Here is a 24,573-nt window from a genome sequence, read left to right as displayed (position 1 = left end):
TAAGATTTGAAACGTTGGATATTACTTGGAAGAATCTGCATTTTTTAGCATTTTCTTTAAGATTAATCAAAAAATTAAAAGTTTAAACAACTTCTTAAAGAAATAATATTAAGTACATTCTGTATTAATTTTTATAAATACTTTTGTTTTATAGACTGAAAGACCACATTTACGAAAAATACCATGGCCTGATCGACTATCCGGAAGGTGAAACCCGGAAAGCCTATTATGTTCGGTTTAAAATTGATAAAAATCTTTCCGAAGACACCAATGAAATTTTTTATAAAATTTACTATAAGTTATACTAGCAAAACTTTATAGATTTATTCTATCAGCATAGATTCTTTATTTTAGCTTGTTATTAAAAAAATAAACACGATTTTTGTACTATTAAACATTAAACAGTTACAACCATATAATGAAAGTCGAACAAATATACACAGGATGTCTTGCTCAGGGTGCATACTATATCGTATCCGAAAATGAAGCCGCCATCATCGATCCTCTAAGAGAAGTAAAACCTTACCTGAATCGTCTGGAAAAAGATAATGTAACTTTAAAATATATTTTTGAAACCCACTTCCATGCAGATTTTGTTTCAGGACATTTGGATTTGAGTAAGAAAACAGGAGCTCCCATTGTATACGGACCCACGGCCGAGCCAGAATTTGAAGCAATAATTGCTGAAGATAACCAGATTTTCGAAATCGGGAAAATAAAAATAAAAGCACTGCACACCCCGGGCCACACCATGGAAAGCACCACCTACCTTCTCATCGACGAGAATGGTGCGGAAACAGCAATTTTTACTGGCGACACACTGTTTTTGGGCGATGTAGGAAGACCGGATCTTGCTCAGAAAGCAACCAACCTTACACAAGAAGACCTTGCCGGAATCCTTTACGATAGCCTGCAGGCGAAGATCATGCCTCTAGATGAAAGTATTACGGTTTACCCAGCTCATGGTGCAGGCTCTGCTTGCGGAAAAAATATGCAGAAAGAGACTGTTGATATTTTAGGAAATCAAAAAAGAACGAATTATGCATTGAATCAGCCGGATAAAGAGTCATTCATTAAAGAAGTTCTTGATGGCCTTACGGCTCCCCCAAAATATTTCGGGATGAATGTAGCCATGAATAAAGGCGGATATGAAAGTCTTGAAACGGTAATGAATAAAGGATTAAATCCTATTTCGACAGAAGATTTCGAAACCTATGCAGAAGAAACAGGAGCTCTGATCCTGGATACAAGAAGTGCGGCAGATTTCCATAAAGGTTTTGTTCCAAACTCCGTAAATATCGGATTAAAAGGAGATTTTGCCCCCTGGGTAGGAACTTTAATTGTTGATGTAAAGCATCCTTTATTATTAATCGTGGATGAAGGAACAGTAGAAGAAGCTATCATGAGATTAAGCCGAGTTGGGTTTGATAATGTTTTAGGATATTTAAAAGGAGGGTTTGAAGCATGGAAAAATGCAGGAAAAGAAACTGACGAAGTGAAAAGAATTACCCCTTCAGAATTTGCTGAACAATTCACAAAAAACGCTAAAGTAATAGATGTAAGAAAGATTACAGAATATTCTGCAGAGCATATTGACAATGCTTATAACAGACCTTTGGATACCATCAGCGACTGGATAAAAACCATTGATGACTCTGAACATTTTTTCCTTCACTGCGCCGGCGGCTATAGAAGCATGATCGCAGCAAGCATTCTTAACTCTCACGGAATCAGAAATTTCACAGAAATAGAAGGAGGCTTCAACGGAATTAAAAAAACAGAAAAACTGCCAACCTCCGATTTTGTCTGCCAGTCAAAAACTTTATAAACCTCACATAAAAAAAGTTTTTTGAAATCATTATTGCTGCAACTGTTGTATTAAATGCATGCAGAACAGTTATTTCAAAAGAAGCCCCAAAAGCAGATATCAGGCAGGTAGTCAACAGTCCGGAAGTAACACTTATAGACGTAAGAGTTCCGAAACAATGTGCAGAAGGAACAGCGAAAAATGCAGTTAACATTCCTTTAGCCGAAATTCAGGAATAATGTAGAATCTCTGAAAGGCAAAAAAGTAGTTGTTTTCTGCAATAAGGGAATACAGGCAGATCAGGCAATGGAAATTCTAAATAAAAACGGGATTGAGGCCTATGGCTGGACAAACTGGAAGAATGTGAAAGCCCTTTAGGATCAGAAATAATTAATTTTAAAATATTTACATTTTAGTTTATTTAATAAAACAATTTAAAAACATAAAGTTTGACATCTCTTTTAAGTGAGTTTTATTAAACTAAAAACTTTTAAACTAATGTGTTTTCTATAAAAACAAAAACTATGTCACAAAAATTTCAGGAAATCATAGATTCGGAAAGACCTGTTTTAATCGACTTTTTTGCTACCTGGTGCCAGCCATGCAAAGTACAATCTTCCGTTTTGAATACCGTAAAAGAAAATATAGGTGAGGGTGCAAGAATCATCAAAGTAGATGTAGACCAGTACCCAGCGCTTGCCAACCAATACGGCGTGCGTGGTGTTCCTACTCTGGTCATCTTTAAAAAAGGAGAAATGCTCTGGAAAGAAAGCGGTGTGCATGATGTGAATACCCTGACACAGATTTTAAAAGAATATGCTTAAAGCGTGATTTTCACGGTTTTTTTTCTTGCAGATTGGCAGATTGTGTTAATCTTTTAATCGAATAAAACATAAACATTTGCGCAACCTGCCTAATCTGCTAGAAAAATTAAAATTCAATCGAAAAAGAATCCCTGTCATTCAAAAATTGAAAATGATTTCTGAAGACCTTTAATTCTTCTAAACTCAATTCAGCAGTTACAAGATTTCCATTTTTCTCCGAAATCTCTTTCCCATCAGCAAAGAAACAATGCGAACTTTCCCGATAAAACAGATTATTTCCATCCGTCCCGGTCCTGTTCAACCCAAAAACAAAAGATAAATTCTCAATTGCCCTGGCTTTTAACAGTTGTTCCCAAGCCTCTACCCTTTTTTCGGGCCAGTTGGCCACATATAAAATCATATCATAATCATCATTATTCCTTGCAAAAACCGGGAAGCGAAGATCATAGCAGATCTGAAGCAAAACTCTGAAACCCTGATAATTCACAACAACACGCTCTTTTCCCGGGGTATACACCTTATCCTCTCCCGAAAACGAAAACAAGTGTCTTTTATCATAAAAATTAAATTCAGAATCCGAATGTACAAAATACATTCTGTTATAGAAATTCCCGCCATCTTCCACTGGTGCACTTCCACAAAATGCTGTATTTTTTTCTTTAGCCATTTTTTTTAGAAACTCTAAAGATTCCTGCTTTCTGTCCGATACTTCTGAGGCATCCATACAAAAGCCAGTTGAGAACATTTCCGGTAAAAGGAAAAGATCAGCATCCTGGTTCTGCAGTTCTTTTTCTATTAATTGAAAATTTTCTGTTTTATCCTTCCAGATGATATCTAAATTCAGTCCTGTAATTTTCATAAGCTTTGTTAAAAACTTCAATAAAAATACGATTTTCCATTAACTTCGGTTCTATATTTGATGCAAATATTTTTTAGTAATAACTTTAAAAAAGTAGAATTTATGAAGAAATTGTTAGTTATTTTTATGCTTATTTTCATGGGAGGTGCGGCCAGTGCACAGGCGTACATCGGAAAGGGAGATCAGAAGATACAGGTGGGGCTCAGCGCCTGGGGATACGGAACCGGGGTTACGGGTACTTATGATTACGGCTTGAATCGATTAATTTCTGTAGGAGCAGGGCTAAACGCTTATTTTGGAAATTATAAGGATAATGATGATGACAACAGAGTTTTTATTTTCGGAAGACTAAATTTTCATTTGAGAGATGCACTGCAGCTGCCGGAAAAGCTGGATATTTATCCCGGTGTAGACGTAGGGGTTGTAGGAAAAGATTTCGGGCTTGGGGCCCATATCGGTGCAAGATATTTCTTCACAGACAAAATAGGGGTTTTCGCAGAAGTCGGAAACATTGGCAGTCTGGGAGTTTCTCTTAATCTGTAAAAATCATTATAATATATGACAAAGCTTCTCGTTTCGGGGAGCTTTTTTATTTGGTACAGTTTTGATAATTGTTACCTTTGCAAATTAAACATAAAAAGTATTAATGGAATTAGCAATCAAGATTTTCCAGTTCATTCTGAGTATTTCTATTTTAGTAGTCCTTCATGAGCTTGGTCACTTTTTACCGGCAAAATGGTTCAAAACCAGAGCAGAGAAGTTCTTCCTGTTTTTTGATCCTTGGTTTTCAATTTTTTCAATGAAAAAAATTAACGGAAAATGGCAATATAAATTTCTTTCTAAAAACCTTCCGGATACAGAAATTATTGACGCGAATGGCGAAAAGAAAGAAGTTCCTGTCGATATATCAAAACTTCCGGACAGTGACTGGAGAAAACATCCTGAAAAAACAAAATACGGTATCGGCTGGTTGCCTTTTGGAGGTTACGTAAAGATTGCCGGAATGGTAGACGAAAGCATGGATACTGAACAGCTGAAGCAGCCTGCTCAGCCTTGGGAATTCAGATCAAAACCGGCCTGGCAGAGGCTGATCATCATGCTTGGCGGGGTTACGGTAAATTTCTTCCTGGCATGGATTATTTTTTCAGCTTTAATAGGTAAAAACGGGGAAGATATTTTTGATGCTAATAAGATTACAACACCTCTTCATTATACGGAAGCTGCAAAAAAAATGGGTTTTCAGGATGGTGATAAAATTTTAAGTGTAGATGGAAAAACTCAAAAAGATTTTAAAAAATTAGCTTTAGATATTCTATTAAGTGACGAAATTACCGTTCTCAGAAATGGAAAAGAAGTAAAGTTTCCAACGAATGACGATGGTAAAGCCCTGGCCTTCAACGATCCGGAACCTAGATCTTTCCTTACCCCAAGGATGGCGCCTGTTGTAGACACGATCGTTACAAAATCTACAATTGATGCTGGACTGAAGCCTGGTGATAAAATCCTTACTGTAAACGGAAAACCACTTGCTTATTATGATGAATTAAAGCCTTTAGTCGTTCCAAACGCAGGAAAAGTTACCGATTTTAAGGTTTTAAGAAACAACCAGGAAACCGATTTGAAAATCCCTGTATCAAAAGACGGGACTATCGGAATTTTATCTTTTAAAGAACTAAACAAATATTATGTTCACAATGATTATGATTTTTTAGGCTCTATCAGGAGAGGATTTACGCTTACCATTGAGAGTTTAACCTATCAAATCAAGCAGTTTAAACTAGTTTTCAACAAAAAAGTTAAAGGATATAAAAAAGTAGGAGGCCCGCTTGCGATCATCAAGAACATGCCTGTAGACCAAAGCAGAGACGGGAGTGTATCTATTGACTGGAGCGCTTTCTGGGGATTCACAGCAATGTTCTCCGTATGGCTTGCATTTTTAAACCTCATCCCTATCCCGGGATTGGATGGCGGCCACGTTCTATTCACTTTATATGAAATGGTCGTGGGGAAACCTGTCCCTCAAAAAGTCTTGGAAAACGCTCAAATGGTGGGAGTTATCTTCTTATTAGGGTTAATGGTATTGATCTTCGGAAGTGATATCTTTAAAGCATTAACGGGAAGTTTATAATATTTTAAAAAAATTAATAAAAATATTTGTAGGGTATAAATATTCGTCCTATATTTGCACCACTTAAAACAAGGACATTCCTCCTTAGCTCAGTTGGTTAGAGCATCTGACTGTTAATCAGAGGGTCGCTGGTTCGAGCCCAGCAGGAGGAGCAAAAAAAAAAGACTTACGGGAATGTAGGTCTTTTTTATTTAATATTTTCCCTCATTTTTTTATTACCCTAAAATCCTGAAAAGGAATTAAATAAGCTACAAAACCCCATTATCAAAGGAAAAAATTCATTTATTTGTTTACAAAAACTTGCTTAATATTGATATTCGTTTTATATTTGCAATACTTAAAAACAAAGGAAAATTCCTCCTTAGCTCAGTTGGTTAGAGCATCTGACTGTTAATCAGAGGGTCGCTGGTTCGAGCCCAGCAGGAGGAGCTAATGAAAATCAAACACTTACATTAATTTGTGAGTGTTTTTTTTGATTTATATTTTTCTAAGTACAACATTGGGACAACAACTAACAGTCTCAAATATAGGAATATTTTAATTGATTTTCAGATATTTGTTATATTTTTAGTTTAAATCTCTAACTATGGAAAAATATATTTTTGAATTTCACAAAGCGATAGCTGACTTCCATAAAACAATTAAAGAAAAGTACAATTGTTTTCTGGAATCAAATTTTTTAGTTTATAACTTTACTTATTATTCCTTCTTTCTTATTGCAATATACCCGTTGTGCATTATAAAATAAAAAAGAAAAAGCTGTTCATTTGATTGAAAATCAGTAAAATGCATTAGCAACAAAACATTTACAATGAATAACTTGAATGCAGATTAGCCAGTAAGATTAATGAAATACGAATGAAACAGAGGTTTTTGTGCCCCTCAGCAAATACATTTCTATGGTTATAAACTTCATGCGGTCTGTTCTATAAACGGTGTTTTTCAAAGTATAGATTTAAGTTCAGCGTCTGTTCACGACATTCACTATTTTTTAGTAACTTCACGTTGATATATGCTTTTGTTTTAATCCTGTTATAACTGAATTTTAAATCTTCCAAATCTGACCATTCCAATTCCTCCATTATCAGCATTTTTACGAAGATGTTGCTCAAAAGTGACTCCTTACTAAAATATATATGACCTGAAATCAGCATTAAAAGCATTTATAACTATATCAAAATTAGAACTATAACACTCTCAAAATGGCGTTTTTATTTTTGTTGTATTTATAGTTTTGTATTTTTTTGTAAAAATGTTTAAAAAAAATTATTTTTTTAAAATAAACTGCATACTTTTTGTTATGCTAAATGCTTGAACAATCAACTAATGTTAATTAAAAATTCTAAATATTACACCCTCTTTATCCTTATATTTTTTGTCGACTTTTTCTGCGCTCAAAATTCAGCGAGCGGGAAAATTGTTGACGCAAAAACCAATAAAGAAGTCAGCGGTGTTGATATTTTCATCAATGAAAGCAATAACCCCATTCTGACAACAACTTCCGGAAACTTCATGGTGCAGTCAGACAGCATTATTTATAAATTAAAATTTTTAAGAAAAAACTATGCCTTAGAAACTGTAGATATAACCCAGGAAAATTCTTCGAATATCTTTGTAAAGCTTTCACAGGAAAAAGAAAGCAATATTCAGGAGGTTGTTATCCACAACGAAAAGACAAAATATAAGAATAAAAAGGAAAATCCGGCCTACGCCATCATGCAGAAAGTCTGGGAACGAAAAAGAAATAACGGGTTAGACAAATTCGATACATACACCTTCAAAGAATACGAAAAAATCCAGTTTGACGCAAATAATCTTGATAGCGCCTTTATGAAGAAAAAAATCTTCAATAAGCTTGAATTTATTTTTGATTATAAAGACTCTACAGCAAGTGGAAAAATCGGACTCCCTATTTTCTTAAACGAATCTGTCTATGAAAATTATGGCGAAAACAGGCCCTCAAAAAGAACAAAAAGGCTTTTGGTTGCTCAAAAAACATCAGGTTTCCAGGATAACCAAATCATTACTTTGACGGCAAAAAATCTTTACCGCGATATTAATATTTATGACAATACTTTAAACTATTTCGACATCGGTTTCCCAAGCCCGGTAGGAGAAACAGGCTTCAGCACCTATGAATATAATCTGTTAGATACCGTTTCCATACGAGGAGAAAATGCGTATAAAATCCGCTATCAGCCAAAAAGAACGGAGCTTTTGGCTTTTCAGGGGTATTTATATATTGATACAGATTCTTATGCTGTCCTAAGCGCTACTTTAAAATCAACACAAAAAATCAATGTTAATTTCATCAACGGGATTTCTACCGAGTTGGAATATGATAATCCTGATGAAAATACCTTCCTTCCAAGAAAATTTATTACGGAAATTGAAATGACTCCTTTTTCAAAAAAGAAAACAGCAAAAAGCATCATTGCCAAAAGATCCGTTGATTATTCTGAATATCAGTTTAATAAATCTCTTGAAGACAAAATTTTTAAAAGACATGAAGAGGAATATGAGGATAAATTTGTAGAAAAAGATGAATCATATTGGGAAAAAGCCCGACCAGATTCTTTATCAAAAAGCGAACAGGGAATTTACGATATGCTTGACAAGCTCCAACAAACCCCAAAATTCAACAGGATCATAAAACTTTATGAAACATTGGGCTCAGGCTATTACAACGTTAAGAAATTAGGTCTTGATTTTGGACCAATTTTCTCTGTTTATGGCAAAAATGAGGTAGAAGGTAATCGAATAAGAATTGGAGCAAGAACTTATTTTACAAGAAATGACCCATGGAGGGTTCAATTTTACACCGCTTACGGATTCAAAGATCATCAAGTGAAATATGGCGCTGAAGCAAGATTTATGTTTAATAGAGTAAACAGGTTTACCATTGGAGCAGGAACCCGAAGAGACATTCTTCAGCTAGGAAGCCAGCTTACGGATGATGATGGAATCATGGCCAGAACGTTTGCTTCATCTACTGTTTTTGCAAGAGGTGAAAACGCATCATTAAGTTCCTTGAATCAAACCAATATCTTTACCTCTATTGAACCCTGGAAAAATTTCCAAATCAGGCTTGACGGGACTATGCAAAGCATTAAATCTGCCAATCCGGACGAGTTTAGTCTTATGTACTATAAAGATGGAAATTTGAGAAAAACAACCAACGATTCTCATCTTACTTTAAGCCTTATTGCAAGACCGGGAGCAAAATTTTCGCAAACCGGTATCGATAGGCATGAGCATGGAACTTTAGCTCCAACAATCATTTTGAAATACACAAGAGGTATTGAAGGATTATTCGGATCAGATTTTAATTATAATAAACTACAGTTCCTTTTTCACAAACCTTTCTTGATTGGAAGTTGGGGCAAAACGTTAATTAATTTTGAGGCCGGAAAGAATTTTGATACAGTTCCTTTGGCTTTACAGAATATAATTCCGGGGAATCAGTCATACAGTTTGTCTCAAAATACTTTTGCACAGCTTAACTATTATGAATTTGTGGCGGATACTTATGCAACACTACATTTGGAGCATCATTTTAATGGTAAAATTCTTTCTTATATTCCGCTAATTAAAAAATTGAAACTAAGAGAAACTGCATTCATTAGAGGCGCCTATGGAACATTGAGCGATGCTTCAAAAGCAATTAATGTGGAAGGGTTCAAATATACTGCGCCGAGTGAGCATATTTATTACGAATATGGTTTCGGGATTGAAAATATAGGATTTGGAAATCTCAGGATTTTCCGTGTAGATTTTAACTGGCGTGGAAATTATCTTGATCGTCCAAACATTTCAAAATTTGGTATCAAAGCTGGCTTCCAAGTTGGCTTTTAAATATAAAAATCTCATTTCGGGTTAAATTTATTAAACGTCATTTATTTAAATGTAACTAGTGGAACAGCCTCCGCAAATCGGCACTAATATCTGTGGAGAAAGGCAACCCGGACGGCTTTATGCTGGTAAGTTGCAGTACCGGTCGAAAGAAATGCCTTCGCACCTAAAACCACCTTTTAAAGTTTTAAGCTCATGCCTTGAAAGTCTTTTTAAATTTTTCATAATAATTTTAATTTGATGATTTAATTAAAACTTGAAAATATAAAAGTGTTCAAAAAAATAAATTTATTTCAAAAAAAAGTGAATACTTCTTATAATAATAAGTAACTTAGACGTGAATTAAACTTATAAATTATGAAGAACACTTTACTTTCGATGATCTTTATTTCTGGTTTATCCACTGCACAGGTTACTACTTTTCCGTGGACAGAAACTTTTGAAACAGATTCTCCCACCGCTGCATCATGGACGAAAATCTACGAATCCGGAAATAAGGAATGGACCAATGTGCAAACTTCCTATTACGGCTATTCTACGGGGCCTTATGCCGGTTCATATATGGCGGAGTTTGACATTACTTCATTTAGTAACGACACCACAAAATATGTCAGCCCGGTACTAAACTTATCAGGTGTCACAAATCCTACTTTACAATTTTATTACAGAAATAAAGATTGGAGTGGAGATCAAAACGAACTAAAGATATATTACAGAACATCATCATCCGGCCCGTGGACTATGATTACAAACTTTAATACCAGCATCAGTGATTGGGTTACTTCCGGAGTTTTACCATTACCTTCGCCGTCTGCCACTTATCAGATTGCTTTAGAGGGGGTTGCCAGATATGGCTGCTCGCTTAATGTTGATAATGTAATGGTAAGCGGAACAACTTTAGCTACATCCGAAGTTGGTTTGCAGGAAAATATTGTTAAAGTATTTCCCAATCCTGCTTCTGATATTGTTTATATTTCTTCTAAAAAAAGAATTTCGGAAGTATCAGTTTTTGATCTTAGCGGGAAGCAGATACATTATGTAAAGCTTGATAATACCGAAGCAGTTATTCCTGTAAATCATTTACCTTCGGGAGCCTATATCATTCAGATAAAAAATACAGATGGTATTCTGAGTACTGAAAAATTCATTAAAAAATAAATAAAAAATCCTCAACTTTTTGTTGAGGATTTAATTTTTTATAAACCGCTGATTATGCGTTTGCTTCTACAGATACAAAAGATCTGTTATTTGCTTTTTTTCTAAAAACTACCTTACCATCTACTAGAGCAAACAAAGTGTGGTCCTTACCGATTCCCACGTTTGCACCTGGGTGGTGTTGAGTTCCTCTTTGTCTAACAATAATGTTTCCGGCAATAGCATCTTGTCCTCCGAAAATCTTCACACCTAATCTTTTAGAGTGAGATTCTCTACCGTTCTTGGAGCTACCAACTCCCTTTTTGTGTGCCATTTTATTAGTGGATTATTATTTATTTAACGCTTTGAAATTGTCTATATTCTTTACTATAGCAGAATCTACCTCTGCATGAGTAAGAACATTTTTTTCTAATTCTACTTTGACAGCTTTACCTAAAGTAACCAAAGCTTCTCTGTTTTCTTTACTTTGTGACAATCCGTTTTTCTTCAAGTGATAGTTTAGTTCGTGATCTTCACTGAAGTTTACGGTTGCGCTGTCTGAAAGAACTTCCGCTTTAGAAGTTTCTTTTTTTGCAGCTTTCTCTTTCTTTGGAGCTCCTTCAAAACCTGTAATACCAGTAATCTGAATCTGAGTTAAAGATTGTCTGTGACCATTTTTCACCTTGTAACCTTTTCTTCTTTTCTTTTTGAAAACGATTACTTTATCAGCTTTTACATGATCAAGGATCTCTGCTTCCACAGTGATTCCGCTTACAGCTGGGGCGCCTACAGTGATTGTACCGTTTACAGTAAGAAGTACTTTATCGAAAGATACTTTACCTCCTTTGTCTCCTGCTAAACGGTTTACAAACAACTTCTGGTCTTGCTCAACTTTGTATTGAAGCCCTGCTATTTCTACAATTGCAAACATTGTTTATAAATTTTTAGTTATTTCGAGGTGCAAATATATGAATAATTTTCTAAATACCTTACAATCAAACCCATGTTTTTTGATATAAAAAAATTAACTATGTTTTGAATAATTTTTCACCATAAAGTGAAAAAATTTTTGAAAGTAATCTATATCTTTACCTACACCAAAATCATTTAATATGAAAAGAAGCTTTAGACTCTCCCTGTTAGCGGGAGCAATTGCTGTATTATCAGCATGTAATGACGACTCAATGGAAACCACTCCTCTGTCGGAAATACCGGAGCAAAGTAAAAAGATTGAGCAGCCGAATGAGCTTGAAAAAATCTGCTATTATGTAGATCAATACTGGAGCTCTTCATCTGTTTTGCTGACTAGCCTGCAGAATTCCACGGATACCAATTTTATGAATTCTCAAATGACAAAAATTGCAAGTATGTGGGGGAAAAGCAATCCTATTTTAAGATTTGTGAATGATCCATCAAATCTTAATTCAACCTACAATGCGATTTCTTATTCTACAGGAAAAATCTATTACGGCTATGCAATTTATTATGATGCAAAAAATAAGGGCGGAGATATTGTCAATGCAATGATTCTTGCGCATGAATATGGGCATCAGCTGCAATACATCTTTGGATTGCCTTCTGTAAGCGAATCAACAGCAAGACCGAACGAGCTGGAAGCAGATGGCTTTGCTGGCTATTACCTGAGAAGACCAAACGGCTACAACCAAACAACCTTTGCACAAATCGCTGCCGCTTATGAATTCGCACAAAGTATTGGAGATTATCAAACGACAAGCCCTGGTCACCACGGAACTCCGCCTCAAAGAAGATCTGCTGTACGTTTGGGCTTCCTTTTAGGGCAGTACAGTCTTTCAGCGGCTGACTTTGATTATAACTTCTTCTATTATTACCAGGGAGTTTTGAATGGCACCTACAAAATGGGGAAAAACCTCCGAAATCCTGAAATTGACGCATACATGAGTCAATACATTGATGAGCTAAGAAAAATTCAGTCCGGAAAAATTTCTGTGGAAGAGTTTAAAGAGCTTAAATAACATCATTTCTATATACTTAAATAAAGGAGGTAGGGCATTGTCTTACCTCTTTTGTTTATTTAGAAACAGAAGTCTGGAAGTTTGCAAATAATATCAATATTTTCAAACTTATTCATTTCCAGCATCCAACTTCAAACATTCAACCGATTAATTTCTTATTTTTGAAACATATTCCAAATAATGAACAGAGATCTCTATATTGATTTTGCCAAAGGAATGGCAACCGTTTCCATTATATTCATTCATACGGCTTTCTGGTCTGGCCAGCTTTATATTCCAGCAGAGATGAGGATATTTTCTCTGGTTTTTGATGTTGCTTTGTTTTATGCCCTAAGCGGGATTACTTCAGGATCAAATATTGAGAAAACATTATACCGGCTTCTAAAATTACAGATCACTTATATGATTTTCGTAACCTTCCTTTTTTTTCTGGATTATTTTTTTAAAGTATTCGGGTTAAGCTTTTTCTCTTTAGAATGGCTTCGGAATTTTTATTCAACTTTTGGATCAAAATATGCTGCTTTGGATATTTCAACAGCACCGCAATGGCAGAATCTGGGGAACTGGTACCTTCATCAGTATACCAATGCAGATACATTCCCGGTTGTGATGGGAAGTTTCTGGTACCTGAAAGTTTATTATATTTTAACCGTTTTCGGAGTATTGATCTTAAGATTTTTCCCTAAACATATCAATTGGTTTATCGGCCTTTGTATTGCTTTAACGTTCTTATTCAATATTTTCCCAGAAATATATCCTTCGGGGCAGGTGGGGTATGTAGCATTTTATATAACTGTTTTCCTTATCGGCAATAGAATGAAAAGAAAAAAAATCCCAGTAAAAATAATTCCATTATTGTACGGGTTAGTTGCAGCGGCTTTAGTTTGGATGTTCTGGTATTACGGTAGTGATATTTTTTATAAGATCAACCGAAATAAATTCCCTCCGAAGATACCTTATATTATATGGTCATTATTTTCTCTTGTTACACTTTTCGTCTTTTACAACAGATTGAAAATCACAAAAGAAAATCTGATCACACATATCGGAAAAAACGCAATATTTTTCTATTTTGCGCAAGGTATAAGCTCATCTCTCATTTACTTTTTAGTAGAACCGTTAAAAAAAAATATGGCATGGTGGCTTTTAATGATCCTGATATATGCAATTAATATTGCATCGGCTTTCATTATTTCAGCCGGATTGAAAAAAATAGATGATCTGGGATGGAATATGCTGGAATTCGTGAGGAGAAAAACTGCTGCCTGATATAGCTCTCCCGTCTGCTGCTTCTTGCGATAAGCGCAATGATAATAATCAGTAGAACAGCACCGCCGATAAGGTACATAGGATCGGTATACCATTCTGTAGTGGTTGTGATTTTTTTAGTATTAACCTTTTCAACAACGTCCCCGGAATTTTCCTGAGCAAAAAACAGAGACAGAAGTACCCATCATAAATGCAAGTATCAACAAAGCATTAGATTTATTTTTTTAAATTGTAATTGTTTTCATCATTTATATTTTTAGTTGTTTTAGACTAATATCAAAAAAATACCATCAATTTTCCATTTTATATTTAAAGTATAAATTTCACGTAAAAACTTAGTCTAAATAAACTTCTATCGTATTACAAATTATTTTAATTTTACATAAATTTTTAAGCCATGTTTAAGTTGAAACTTCCTACCGATCCGAGGTGGGCAAATATCGCAGAAGGAAACATTGAAGAAATTTTGACGGATCACGCCTGGTGCGAGCAAAAAGCCGCTACGAATGCTATAGGGCTGATTACTATGCTTCCTGAATATCCGGAAATCGTGACAGAACTTCTGGCCATTGCCCAGGAAGAGCTGGAGCATTTCAGGCAGGTTCATGAGATTATTAAAGAAAGAGGATATATTTTTGGGCGCACAAGAAAGGATGATTATGTAAATGAGCTCGTCAACTTCATCCAGAAAGGCGGAAACAGAGACGATTTGATTGTAGACAAAATGCTTTTTGCCGCCATGATTGAAGCCAGAAGCTGCGAAAGATTCAAAGTTTTAACCGAAAACATTAAGGATGAAGAGCTTAAAGCTTTTTATAAAGAATTAATGATCTCGGAAGCGAATCACTATACAACCTTCATCGGTTTTGCAAGACAACTGGGAAATCCTGAAAAAGTAAACACAAGATGGGAAGAGTGGCTGGAGTACGAAGCTAAAGTAATCCTGTCTTACGGTAAGGGAGAATCGATCCATGGGTAAAATATTTTTCAAACATTAAGAAGTTAAACTTCATGTATAAAGTATTTAAAACAATGCATTTATTCGCACTATTTTTTTAAGAAACAAAGTTTATTTATTAAGATAACAGATAAAAACAAAGTGAAAAAACCTACTTTTGAGAATATTGCTAATTTTTTCCTGAAAAACTTCTTTCAGGGGTTGGTTATTATTGGCCCAATCGGGCTTACCTTGTTTGTGATCTGGTATATTATTACTTCAATTGACAATATCATCCCTTCAATTGCAAAAGAAATTCCGGGGCTGGTTTTTGTATCTACAATTTTAATTACAGCACTTTTGGGATATCTGGGTAACAAATTCGTAGTCGGGAAATTCTTCTTCGACACGATGGACAGCTTACTGGAAAAAACACCCGGGGTAAAACATATTTACACACCAACAAAAGACGTAATGTCTTCATTTGTAGGAGATAAGAAAAAATTCAATGATCCCGTATGGGTAAAAACCAATGAAAATCCTGAGATTTGGAGAATTGGATTCCTGACTCAAAAAGAGATGGCAGATGTAGAGAAACATAATTACGTTGCTGTTTATCTTCCGCATTCTTACGCAATTTCAGGATGGGTAATTGTTACAGAAGAAAAAAACATCAAACCTGTAGTAGGGATGACTGCAGCTTCTGCAATGAAATTTGCAGTAAGCGGCGGTGTTGCAGGCTTCCATTCGGATGATAACATATTTAAAGCGCCAGAGTAACTTCTAAGCCCCTTTTTAAATATAATTTTGATGAAATTGAATTTATTTCAACTTATTTTTTCTTAACTACTAAACATTTATATCATGAATTTACCGTACGCGGAACCCTTCCGTATTAAAATGATTGAGGAAATCCGTCAATCTACAAGAGAAGAAAGAGAACAGTGGCTGAAAGAAGCAAACTATAATTTATTCAACTTAAAATCTTCGCAGGTTTTCATCGATCTTTTGACAGATTCCGGAACCGGAGCCATGTCTGACAGACAATGGGGCGCCTTAATGATGGGTGATGAAAGCTATGCAGGTTCGCGTTCTTTTGAACAACTGCACCAAACCGTTAAAAATATCACAGGATTCAAATATCTTTTGCCTACCCACCAAGGCAGAGCTGCCGAAAACGTATTATTTTCAGTTTTGGTGAAAGAAGGTGATGTTATCCCGGGAAATTCTCATTTTGATACCACAAAAGGCCACATTGAGTTCAGAAAAGCCCACGCCATCGACTGTACAATCGACGAAGCTTTTGACATTAACGACCTTCATCCTTTCAAAGGAAATATCAACCTTGAGAAATTGGAAGAGGTTTATAAAAGCCACCCAAAAGAAAATATTCCTTTTTGTTTAATAACCATTACCTGCAACTCTTCCGGAGGACAGCCTGTTTCTCTGGAAAATATGAAAGCGGTAAAGGAACTTTCTGAAAAATATGGAGTTTCAGTATTTTTTGATTCTGCAAGATTTGCTGAAAATGCTTATTTTATTAAGAAAAGAGAAGCCGGACAGGAAAACAAAAGCATTAAAGAAATCTGTAAAGAAATTTTCTCTTACGGAGAAGGTATGACCATGAGCTCTAAGAAGGACGGGCTTGTAAACATCGGAGGCTTTATAGCTTTAAATAACGAAGAAGTTTTTAGAAAAGCATCTAATTTCACCATTATCTACGAAGGTTTTATCACCTACGGAGGTATGGCCGGAAGAGACATGGCTGCTTTGGCGGTTGGTCTTGATGAAGCAACCGAATTTGCTTATCTGGAAAGCAGAATTTCCCAGGTGGAATATCTTGGAAATAAATTAATTGAATACGGAATCCCTGTTCAGAAACCTATCGGAGGACATGCTGTTTTCATTGACTCGTTGAATTTTTTACCAAAAGTTGCACGCGAAGAATATCCGGCACAGACTTTAGGTCTTGAGATCTATAAAGAAGCAGGAATCAGAACCGTAGAAATCGGGACTTTATTAGCAGACAGAGACCCAGAAACAAGAGAAAACCGTTATCCTAAGTTGGAATTGGTACGTTTGGCAATCCCAAGAAGAACATATACCAACAACCACATGGATTATATTGCAGCTGCTATCAAAAACGTTTATGAAAGACGTGAAAAAATTGCAAAAGGCTACAAGATTACATGGGAACCAGAATTGTTAAGACATTTCACGGTTCATTTAGAAAAAGCATAAAACTTAAAATAGAAGGATTCAAATTTATTTTTGGATCCTTTTTTATTGTATTTTAAGAGCTTATTCCCGCTTTCACTACTCGTTTTTTTTCGGATTTGGCTCGGCGGCGAAGCCGCCGAGCCAAATCCGAAAAAAGCTCAAACATATCGTTCAATGGGCTAGGGTTGCAATCTGTCATTAGAAATTCCGAAAAATATATACAACGTTTGTCATACAGTAATTATATAGGTGCGAATTTTTCCATCCTTTTTATATTACTATGCTTAGATTCTTACAGCATGGCAAACTTTATGAAGATATTTTTTTGAAAATTTAAATTATTTTCAAAATTAAACGATTCAATTTAAAATTTAAACAAGACTATGCAATACATTTAATTATCATATTATTTATCAAACAAGTGTGAATTTATTGATGATTTAAAAACAAAATTTAATATTTTTGATTAAACTACTAATTTAAACTTACCTAAAAATATGAAAATTAAAATCCTAAGCGCTGTATTCTTAACCACATCTTGTGCTGTATATTCACAACAAATCAATGATACGCTTTCAAAGGAATCTAAAATTGAGGAAGTTGCAATCACTGGAAGCCGGAACAAGAAAAGGACAGTCGTTGACACACCCGTTCCTATTGATGTCATTGATATTAAACAGGTGAGTCAATCCACGGGTCAGGTGGAAGTGAACCAGCTTTTGCAATTTGCTGCGCCCTCTTTTAATTCTAATAAACAATCGGGTTCGGATGGAGCTGATGCAGTAGATCCGGCAACATTAAGAGGCTTGGGCCCAGACCAGACCTTACTTTTACTCAACGGAAAAAGATACCATCAATCTTCATTAATCAATCTTTTCGGAACAAAAGGCCGCGGAAATACAGGATCGGATATGAACACTATTCCCATCGGAGCAATAAAAAGAATTGAAGTTCTGCGTGACGGAGCTTCTGCACAGTACGGTTCTGATGCCATTGCCGGAGTTATTAATGTTATTTTAAATGACCGCGATCACGGTTTTGAAGGAAACGCATTTTACGGTGTTAATCTATTTAAAAGTCCTGGTGATAAAGATGTTGTTTCAGATCGAAAAATAGACGGAAACACGTTTGATTTCTACGGAAATTACGGAACGAAAATAGGTTCAAAAGGAGGTTTCGGAAACTTTACGGCAGAATTTGTCAACAAAGAATATGCTATCCGAAATGCCAATCCGGAAAAATATCAGGCTCCACGACAAAGATTTGGGGATGCAAAATCTCAGAATTTTTATTTCTTCGGAAATATTGAAGTCCCGCTGTCGGACAATTTAAAATTTTATTCACGACAAGGGTTTTCTCAAAGAAATACAGACGCTTACGCATGGACAAGAAGCGCGGACGCAAATGGAAATATCCCAGAAGTTTACCCAAATGGTTTCAATCCGATTGAAGGCACAAGCATCACAGATTTTACGTTTGATAACGGCTTAAAATTCAAAGTTGCAGATTGGGATGTTGATCTTTACAATGCTTTTGGAAACAATAGATTCACGTATCAGATCGATAATACGATCAATGCGACTTTGGGAATCAGTTCACCGACAAGCTTCAATGCGGGAGGTCATTCTTTGCTCCAAAATACGACTGGTTTTAATGCTTCAAAACAATTCAATGTTTTAGAAGGCTTTAATATAGCTTTCGGGTCGGAGTTCAGGTATGAAAAATTTGATATTATTAAAGGAGAAGAGGCATCTTACGCAATGTACGATGTGAACGGAAATATCGTAACTGCGAGTACAGACCAGAGCCTGTTGGTTACCAACCCTTTAACAGGAGATGTAAGACCCGGAGGATCTCAGGGTTTTCCGGGATATTCTCAGGAAGTCAGTAAAAGCAGAAATAATTTTGCCGCATATGTCGACACAGAATTGGATATCACAAAAAACTGGATGATCAGCATTGCCGGAAGATTTGAAAATTATAACGATTTCGGGAGCACATTGAACGGAAAATTGGCAACACGATATAAAATAACTCCTCAGCTTGCTTTTCGAGGGTCCTTTTCTACAGGTTTTAGAGCTCCTTCTTTAGCTCAAAAATATTATAGCTTGCAGTTTACGAATTTTCAGGGCGGAGATCTGATGACGATTCAGCTGGCTTCGAATGATAGCGATTTGGCAAGAAGGGTCGGAATTTCTCAATTGAAGCAGGAAACATCCGTGAATGGTAGCGCAGGATTTACATTTAACACCGGAAAATTCACGGCAACAGTTGACGGATATTATATCAAAGTGAAAGATAGAATTGTTTTAACCGGCAATTTTGCAAGAGCAGATCTTCCTTCAGACGTACAAACCGATTATCCTTTTATTGATCAGGCTCAGTTCTTTTCCAATGCCATTGATACGCAAACTAAAGGTGTTGATGTGATTTTAAGCTATACTCAAAATATCGGAAAAGGAAAACTAACCGCTACTCTGGCCGGAAATTACAACGACATGGAAATCACAAAAGTAAATACTTCCGAGAGATTAAAAGGAAAAGAAGAAATTTATCTGAGTCCGAGAGAAAGGGCTTTTATTTTGGCTTCTGCACCAAAAACAAAGATTAATTTAAATCTGAATTATAAAATCAATAAATTCAATGCAAACCTGCAGTTGGTGAGATTTGATAAAGTGACTTTGATTGGCTACAGCGGTGCGGATGATTACCAGATTTATAATCCAAAAGTAACGACAGATCTTTCTTTTGGCTATGAATTTTCAAAAAATATAACATTGACGATCGGAAGTAAGAATTTGTTCAACAGATACCCAACTTTGCAGAAAGCTGCTGTTTCAAATGGAAATACAGAATCGGGAGGTATTTTTGATCCCGTTCAGATGGGATTTGCAGGAAGGCAGGCGTTTGCGAGATTTAATTTTAGATTTTAAAATTTAAATATTTTTTGACACAAAGTTTTTATTATTTCACTAATAATACTTCAAAGCTTGTAAAAAGTAGACTTAAAAAATTTGACTTTAGATCGTTACAGGATGACAAACTCGGCAGTTATTTCCAAATGCATAAGTAAGATGCGATTCAAACAATATATTTGTAAAGTAAGATTTGAAATAATAAATTTCTCTAAACTACTGTTTTTAATTGCTTTAAAAATAGGTTTGGGCTCAAAACTTCATTTTGAGCCCAAACCTTACTATATAAAAGACTGTTTTATTTCTTAATTATTTTATGTTGAAAAGAAACTCCGTCTAAAAAAGTAACTTTTAAAATATATATTCCTGATTGCAGCTCACTAATATCCGCCTCTCCTCCGCTAAAGGCTTTTACCCGTCTTCCGTCTGTAGAGTACATTTCTACTTCGCGGATCTTTTTAGTGCTTGCAATTTTAATGTAATTAGAAGCAGGGCTTGGATAAATCTTGACGTCAGTTACAGTCATTTCATGTGTCCCTAAAGCATTCGCGGCTTCTCCCTGAAGATAGACCGACAATGGGAAATTACCCTGCTGTCCTACAAACTGAGCATCTGGAACAGTGATCTTAAATGTGTGCAAGCCCGGCTGTAAATTTCCTACACTTACTTTTCTTATAGGAATTGTGTTTCCAGGACACCAATTGTTCCAGGAAGTCCACCAGGAATCAGGTTTTGGCGAGCTTCCGTAAATACCATTGCCTTGTGTATTATATTGACGGAAAGGTTCACACGAAATTCCTCCCGGCTTATATGTATATACCTGCGCATCATCCGAAAAGACATAATGCTGCCTTCTTACATACTCTTCTCCTCCACTATTTGCCCCATGATTAGATGTTATTAAATAAAAGCTGGCATTATTTACAGCATTGGTGAGAGTAAAACTAAACAATCTAACAGTTGCTCCTGGCTGATCTGTCGCGTTATAGTTATTAAAATCTTTAATTGTAGCCATAGTCATAAGAAAATTATTAACCGGAGGAACAGAAGAATTATTATCAGTAGTGAAGCTTAATGTCCCCTTAAACACATCAATCCTTCCTGTCCACCCTGAAACTTGCGTCTGCGCAGCGTAAGGAACACCAAACACTGTAAATTCTATCCAAAAGTCAAATTGGGAACGAAGATTGACATCCTTAAAAACAGCACCTAAATTATCTACCTGAAAAGTATAAGGAACACTAGTAGGAGAAATATTTTTATTCATAAAAGGAGTTATGAACCTTCCAATCTCAAGCTTTTTGACTAGATTAGTATCATACGATGCAGCTCCTTTCGGGACAAAGGCTAAGAAAACATGCCCAAGTCTGTCATAATTATCACACAAAGCATTAATGGTAACGTTCATCGTTACCTGATTTCCAAAAGAATCCAGCTGTGCATCCGTCATTTTCTTTGTATAAGTGCTATTATTCAGACGAACCGCTCCTGGAGGTAAAGGCTGATTAACCGTTACATCATACATATCGTAAAAAATAGCATCCTCATAAAATAAAATTGTTGTCGGGGTAAGGGTATTCTTCCCGAATAAGGAGATGAAAAGACAGGATAAAACTATAGACAATAAATTTTGTTTCATTTTATTTATTTTATGATTTATCAACAAATATATTCAAAATATAAATATATAGATACAAAATCAATAATGAAATTGAAATAACTTTATAAATAATTCAAAACAAAAAAAGAAAATTTTCACTAAAACAGGAAAAATATTTTTATTTTTAAAATAATTAATACTTGAATAGAAATAAATATCCTAATAAACTAAAAATCAATTAAAAGTATTAAGTCCGAAATGCATACTAAAATTCTTCGATGTCAGGAATTTCTTTTGTATTTTTGTTTATATAACATCATTTTTCTATGCAGTTTAAACTTCAATCAGAATATAAGCCCACTGGAGATCAGCCACAAGCTATTCAAAAGCTTACCGAAGGAATTGAAATTGGTGAGAAATATCAGACCTTACTCGGAGTGACAGGATCGGGTAAAACCTTTACTGTGGCTAATGTTGTCCAGAATGTACAAAAACCAACCTTAGTTTTAGCTCACAACAAAACACTGGCGGCCCAGCTTTTCATGGAATTTAAAGAATTCTTTCCTGAAAATGCCGTTGAATACTTTGTAAGCTATTACGATTATTATCAGCCGGAAGCTTATATTGCCACCACCGGAACTTACATTGAAAAAGACCTCAGCATCAATGAAGAAGTTGAAAAATTAAGGCTTTCTGCAACCGCAAGCTTACTTTCCGGAAGAAGAGACGTGCTCATTGTAGCCTCTGTTTCATGCATTTACGGTATCGGAAACCCTACGGAATTTCACAAATCATTAATCTCGATTGGTATTGGTGAAAAGGTGACAAGAACCGCACTTCTCCATTCTTTAGTTAACGCTTTATATGCAAGAACATTAAACGAGTTTCAAAGAGGTACGTTCCGGGTAAAAGGAGATGTAATTGATGTATTTCCCGCTTATGCTGATAGCGCAGTGAGAATTCAGTTTTTTGGTGATGAAATTGAGAAAATCCAAAGCTTTGATCCTGTTTCTGGAAATGTAGCCTCAAATTTTGAGCAAATTCAAATTTATCCCGCCAATCTTTTCGTTACTTCAAAAGAAACACTGAATGGTGCAATCAGGCATATTCAAGATGACTTGGTAAAACAGGTTGATTTTTTTAATTCAATTGAAAAGCCGTTAGAAGCGAAAAGATTGCAGGAAAGAACGGAGCTGGATCTGGAAATGATAAAAGAATTAGGCTACTGCTCGGGAATTGAGAACTATTCAAGATATCTGGACGGCAGGCTTCCGGGAACCCGCCCCTTTTGTTTAATTGATTATTTTCCAAAAGATTTCTTAATGGTTATTGATGAAAGCCACGTTACCGTTCCACAGGTTCATGCCATGTACGGAGGTGACCGAAGCAGAAAAGAATCCTTGGTGGAATACGGATTCCGACTTCCGGCAGCGATGGATAACAGGCCTTTAAAATTTGAGGAATTTGAAGTCATGCAGAACCAGGTCATCTATGTTTCTGCAACGCCCGCAGACTATGAATTAGAAAAAACAGGCGGAACTTATATTGAACAAATCATCCGTCCTACCGGTCTTTTGGATCCGATCATCGAAATAAGGCCTACTTTAAATCAAATTGATGATTTAATGGAAGAAATTCAGAAAAGAGCTGATCTTGACGAAAGGGTCTTGGTAACAACCTTAACAAAAAAAATGGCGGAAGAATTAACGAAATATTTCACAAAATTTGGGATCAGAACAAGATATATCCATTCAGATGTTGAAACACTGGAACGCATTCAGATCATGCAGGATCTTCGCGTGGGTCTTTTTGATGTTTTAATTGGAGTTAATTTATTAAGGGAAGGTTTAGATTTGCCGGAAGTTTCATTGGTTGCCATTCTGGATGCAGACAAGGAAGGAATGCTAAGAAGCAGAAGATCAATGATTCAGACTGTCGGCCGTGCTGCAAGAAATATTAACGGAAAAGCAATCATGTATGCCGATAAAATTACAAAATCTATGCAAGCAACCCTAGACGAAACGGAATATCGACGGGCGAAACAAATACAGTACAATGAAGAACACGGCCTCGTTCCAAAAGCTTTAAATAAAAAGATTTCCGAAAGCCTTGTAGGAAGAAACAAGGATTTCCCGGATGAAAAATATACACAAAAAGAGATTCTTCAAAAAGTAGCAGAAGCAAAGGCAAGCTACACGAGCGAAGATATCGAAAAGGTAATTGAGCAAAAACAAAAAGAAATGGAAGTCGCTGCAAAGAACCTTGATTTCATAAAAGCCGCAAAATTAAGGGATGAAATTGTCGCTTTAAAAAATTAAAAAAACAGTTAATAAATGAAAAGAATAACAGGAATCGGAGGAATATTTTTCAAATGCAAAGATCCAAAAGCCTTAAAAGAATGGTACAAAACCCACTTGGGAATCAATGTAAACGAATACGGCGCAACGTTTGATTGGAAAGACATGGCGGAAACGAACGCAAAAGGTTCTCTGACCTGGAGCCCATCTCCTGAAACAACAAAGTATTTTGAGCCCTCTACAAGAGAGTTTATGATCAATTATACGGTTGATAATCTGGAAGCCTTGGTTGAAGAACTGAAAAAAGAAAATGTAGAAATTTTAGATGAGATTGCGGTCTATGATTTCGGTAAATTCATACATGTTCTTGATCCTGAAGGAAATAAGATTGAGCTTTGGGAGCCGATGTAATTTTAAATTACATAAAAATCTTTTAAAAGTTTCGGCGGCATCTTCGATGCCGCCGAAACTTTATATTAAAATTTATAAATCTTTGTCTTAGGCCTTTCAAAATTTACTGCTCCGCGAATCGGAATCAGCAGATCTATTAAGCCATTAAGCTTTATTTCATATATTGTTGAAAGCTGCATTCCCAGCTTTCCTTTGGGCATTCCTTTTCTGTGGAACCACTCAAGATAGCTTATTGGGAGATCGGCTAAAATGGCCCCTTTATATTTCCCAAAAGGCATTTTTATGATACATATTTCCTTTAATATTTCTGGGTTTATTGTTTTTTC

The 24,573-nt window shown here is 35.6% G+C and carries 20 protein-coding genes, 2 tRNA genes and 1 pseudogene; 17 read left to right on the top strand and 6 right to left on the bottom strand.

What is annotated here, in order from left to right:
• Positions 1-418 precede the first annotated feature (418 nt).
• Entirely contained in the window at positions 419-1,828 is a 1,410-nt protein-coding gene (locus BW926_RS04120) for an MBL fold metallo-hydrolase (RefSeq protein WP_076444435.1), read from the top strand.
• A gap of 503 nt (positions 1,829-2,331) precedes the next feature.
• Positions 2,332-2,631 (top strand): thioredoxin family protein, encoded by a 300-nt coding sequence (locus BW926_RS04115; RefSeq protein ID WP_076444433.1) that lies wholly within the window; start codon positions 2,332-2,334, stop codon positions 2,629-2,631.
• Positions 2,632-2,737: 106 nt separating this feature from the next.
• Here the strand turns inward: BW926_RS04115 and BW926_RS04110 are convergent, their stop codons facing one another.
• A complete protein-coding gene (locus BW926_RS04110) occupies positions 2,738-3,490 on the bottom strand; it encodes a nitrilase-related carbon-nitrogen hydrolase (RefSeq protein WP_076444431.1) in 753 nt (250 codons plus the stop codon).
• Positions 3,491-3,592: 102 nt separating this feature from the next.
• Between BW926_RS04110 and BW926_RS04105 the strand changes: the two genes are divergently transcribed.
• From BW926_RS04105 to BW926_RS04080, 6 genes and pseudogenes are all read left to right on the top strand, one after another.
• Positions 3,593-4,033: a DUF6646 family protein gene (locus BW926_RS04105; protein WP_076444429.1), complete on the top strand. Its 441-nt coding sequence runs from the start codon at positions 3,593-3,595 to the stop codon at positions 4,031-4,033.
• Between the two features lie 103 nt (positions 4,034-4,136).
• The gene (rseP, locus tag BW926_RS04100) at positions 4,137-5,618 is read left to right on the top strand and encodes an RIP metalloprotease RseP (RefSeq protein ID WP_076444427.1); all 1,482 of its coding nucleotides are present in this window, start codon (positions 4,137-4,139) and stop codon (positions 5,616-5,618) included.
• Positions 5,619-5,696: 78 nt separating this feature from the next.
• Positions 5,697-5,770, top strand: a tRNA-Asn gene (locus tag BW926_RS04095).
• A 203-nt stretch (positions 5,771-5,973) separates the two neighbouring features.
• Positions 5,974-6,047, top strand: a tRNA-Asn gene (locus BW926_RS04090).
• 439 nt (positions 6,048-6,486) lie between these two features.
• Positions 6,487-6,606, top strand: a pseudogene (locus BW926_RS14150) (IS982 family transposase); the annotation flags it as partial.
• Positions 6,607-6,944: 338 nt separating this feature from the next.
• Positions 6,945-9,473 (top strand): DUF5686 family protein, encoded by a 2,529-nt coding sequence (locus tag BW926_RS04080; protein WP_143756496.1) that lies wholly within the window; start codon positions 6,945-6,947, stop codon positions 9,471-9,473.
• Positions 9,474-9,590: 117 nt separating this feature from the next.
• Here BW926_RS04080 and BW926_RS14720 read toward each other — a convergent pair whose 3' ends face one another.
• Complete coding sequence (locus BW926_RS14720; protein WP_410493241.1) at positions 9,591-9,695, bottom strand: bacteriocin-like protein; 105 nt, start codon at positions 9,693-9,695, stop codon at positions 9,591-9,593.
• Positions 9,696-9,827: 132 nt separating this feature from the next.
• On the opposite strand from BW926_RS14720, the gene BW926_RS04075 reads away from it, so the two are divergent.
• Positions 9,828-10,628: a T9SS-dependent choice-of-anchor J family protein gene (locus BW926_RS04075; RefSeq protein ID WP_083672254.1), complete on the top strand. Its 801-nt coding sequence runs from the start codon at positions 9,828-9,830 to the stop codon at positions 10,626-10,628.
• Between the two features lie 52 nt (positions 10,629-10,680).
• Here BW926_RS04075 and rpmA read toward each other — a convergent pair whose 3' ends face one another.
• A complete protein-coding gene (gene rpmA, locus BW926_RS04070) occupies positions 10,681-10,938 on the bottom strand; it encodes a 50S ribosomal protein L27 (RefSeq protein ID WP_047399085.1) in 258 nt (85 codons plus the stop codon).
• A gap of 15 nt (positions 10,939-10,953) precedes the next feature.
• Positions 10,954-11,535 carry a 50S ribosomal protein L21 gene (gene rplU / locus BW926_RS04065; protein WP_076444423.1) on the bottom strand — a complete coding sequence of 194 codons (582 nt, stop codon included), beginning with the start codon at positions 11,533-11,535 and terminating at the stop codon, positions 10,954-10,956.
• A gap of 181 nt (positions 11,536-11,716) precedes the next feature.
• Here rplU and BW926_RS04060 point away from each other — a divergent pair, with 181 nt between their 5' ends.
• The 6 genes from BW926_RS04060 to BW926_RS04035 all read left to right on the top strand — a co-directional run bounded on the left by BW926_RS04060 (position 11,717) and on the right by BW926_RS04035 (position 19,957).
• A complete protein-coding gene (locus BW926_RS04060; RefSeq protein WP_076444421.1) occupies positions 11,717-12,598 on the top strand; it encodes a neutral zinc metallopeptidase in 882 nt (293 codons plus the stop codon).
• A gap of 180 nt (positions 12,599-12,778) precedes the next feature.
• Positions 12,779-13,867, top strand: a complete 1,089-nt coding sequence (locus BW926_RS04055) for an acyltransferase family protein (protein ID WP_076444419.1) — start codon at positions 12,779-12,781, stop codon at positions 13,865-13,867.
• Positions 13,868-14,264: 397 nt separating this feature from the next.
• A complete protein-coding gene (locus BW926_RS04050; protein ID WP_076444417.1) occupies positions 14,265-14,846 on the top strand; it encodes a MiaE family protein in 582 nt (193 codons plus the stop codon).
• A gap of 120 nt (positions 14,847-14,966) precedes the next feature.
• The gene (locus BW926_RS04045; RefSeq protein ID WP_076444415.1) at positions 14,967-15,584 is read left to right on the top strand and encodes a DUF502 domain-containing protein; all 618 of its coding nucleotides are present in this window, start codon (positions 14,967-14,969) and stop codon (positions 15,582-15,584) included.
• 84 nt (positions 15,585-15,668) lie between these two features.
• Positions 15,669-17,045: a tryptophanase gene (locus BW926_RS04040; protein ID WP_076444413.1), complete on the top strand. Its 1,377-nt coding sequence runs from the start codon at positions 15,669-15,671 to the stop codon at positions 17,043-17,045.
• Positions 17,046-17,521: 476 nt separating this feature from the next.
• Positions 17,522-19,957, top strand: a complete 2,436-nt coding sequence (locus BW926_RS04035; RefSeq protein ID WP_076444410.1) for a TonB-dependent receptor plug domain-containing protein — start codon at positions 17,522-17,524, stop codon at positions 19,955-19,957.
• A 280-nt stretch (positions 19,958-20,237) separates the two neighbouring features.
• Here BW926_RS04035 and BW926_RS04025 read toward each other — a convergent pair whose 3' ends face one another.
• Positions 20,238-21,578, bottom strand: a complete 1,341-nt coding sequence (locus BW926_RS04025; protein WP_076444405.1) for a peptide-N-glycosidase F-related protein — start codon at positions 21,576-21,578, stop codon at positions 20,238-20,240.
• Between the two features lie 287 nt (positions 21,579-21,865).
• Here BW926_RS04025 and uvrB point away from each other — a divergent pair, with 287 nt between their 5' ends.
• Together uvrB and BW926_RS04015 are read left to right on the top strand one after the other, a co-directional pair.
• Positions 21,866-23,857 carry an excinuclease ABC subunit UvrB gene (uvrB, locus tag BW926_RS04020; protein ID WP_076444403.1) on the top strand — a complete coding sequence of 664 codons (1,992 nt, stop codon included), beginning with the start codon at positions 21,866-21,868 and terminating at the stop codon, positions 23,855-23,857.
• Positions 23,858-23,872: 15 nt separating this feature from the next.
• Positions 23,873-24,247, top strand: a complete 375-nt coding sequence (locus BW926_RS04015) for a VOC family protein (RefSeq protein ID WP_076444401.1) — start codon at positions 23,873-23,875, stop codon at positions 24,245-24,247.
• Between the two features lie 65 nt (positions 24,248-24,312).
• On the opposite strand, the gene BW926_RS04010 is transcribed toward BW926_RS04015, so the two are convergent.
• Positions 24,313-24,564, bottom strand: coding sequence for a DUF3820 family protein (locus BW926_RS04010; protein ID WP_076444457.1), 252 nt, complete (start codon positions 24,562-24,564; stop codon positions 24,313-24,315).
• Positions 24,565-24,573: the final 9 nt, after the last annotated feature.

This window comes from Chryseobacterium sp. RU37D, from assembly GCF_900156075.1.
Classification (GTDB): Bacteria; Bacteroidota; Bacteroidia; order Flavobacteriales; family Weeksellaceae; genus Chryseobacterium.
The sequence above is the reverse complement of the archived record's forward strand: the minus strand, read 5'-3'. Positions and strand labels throughout refer to the sequence as shown.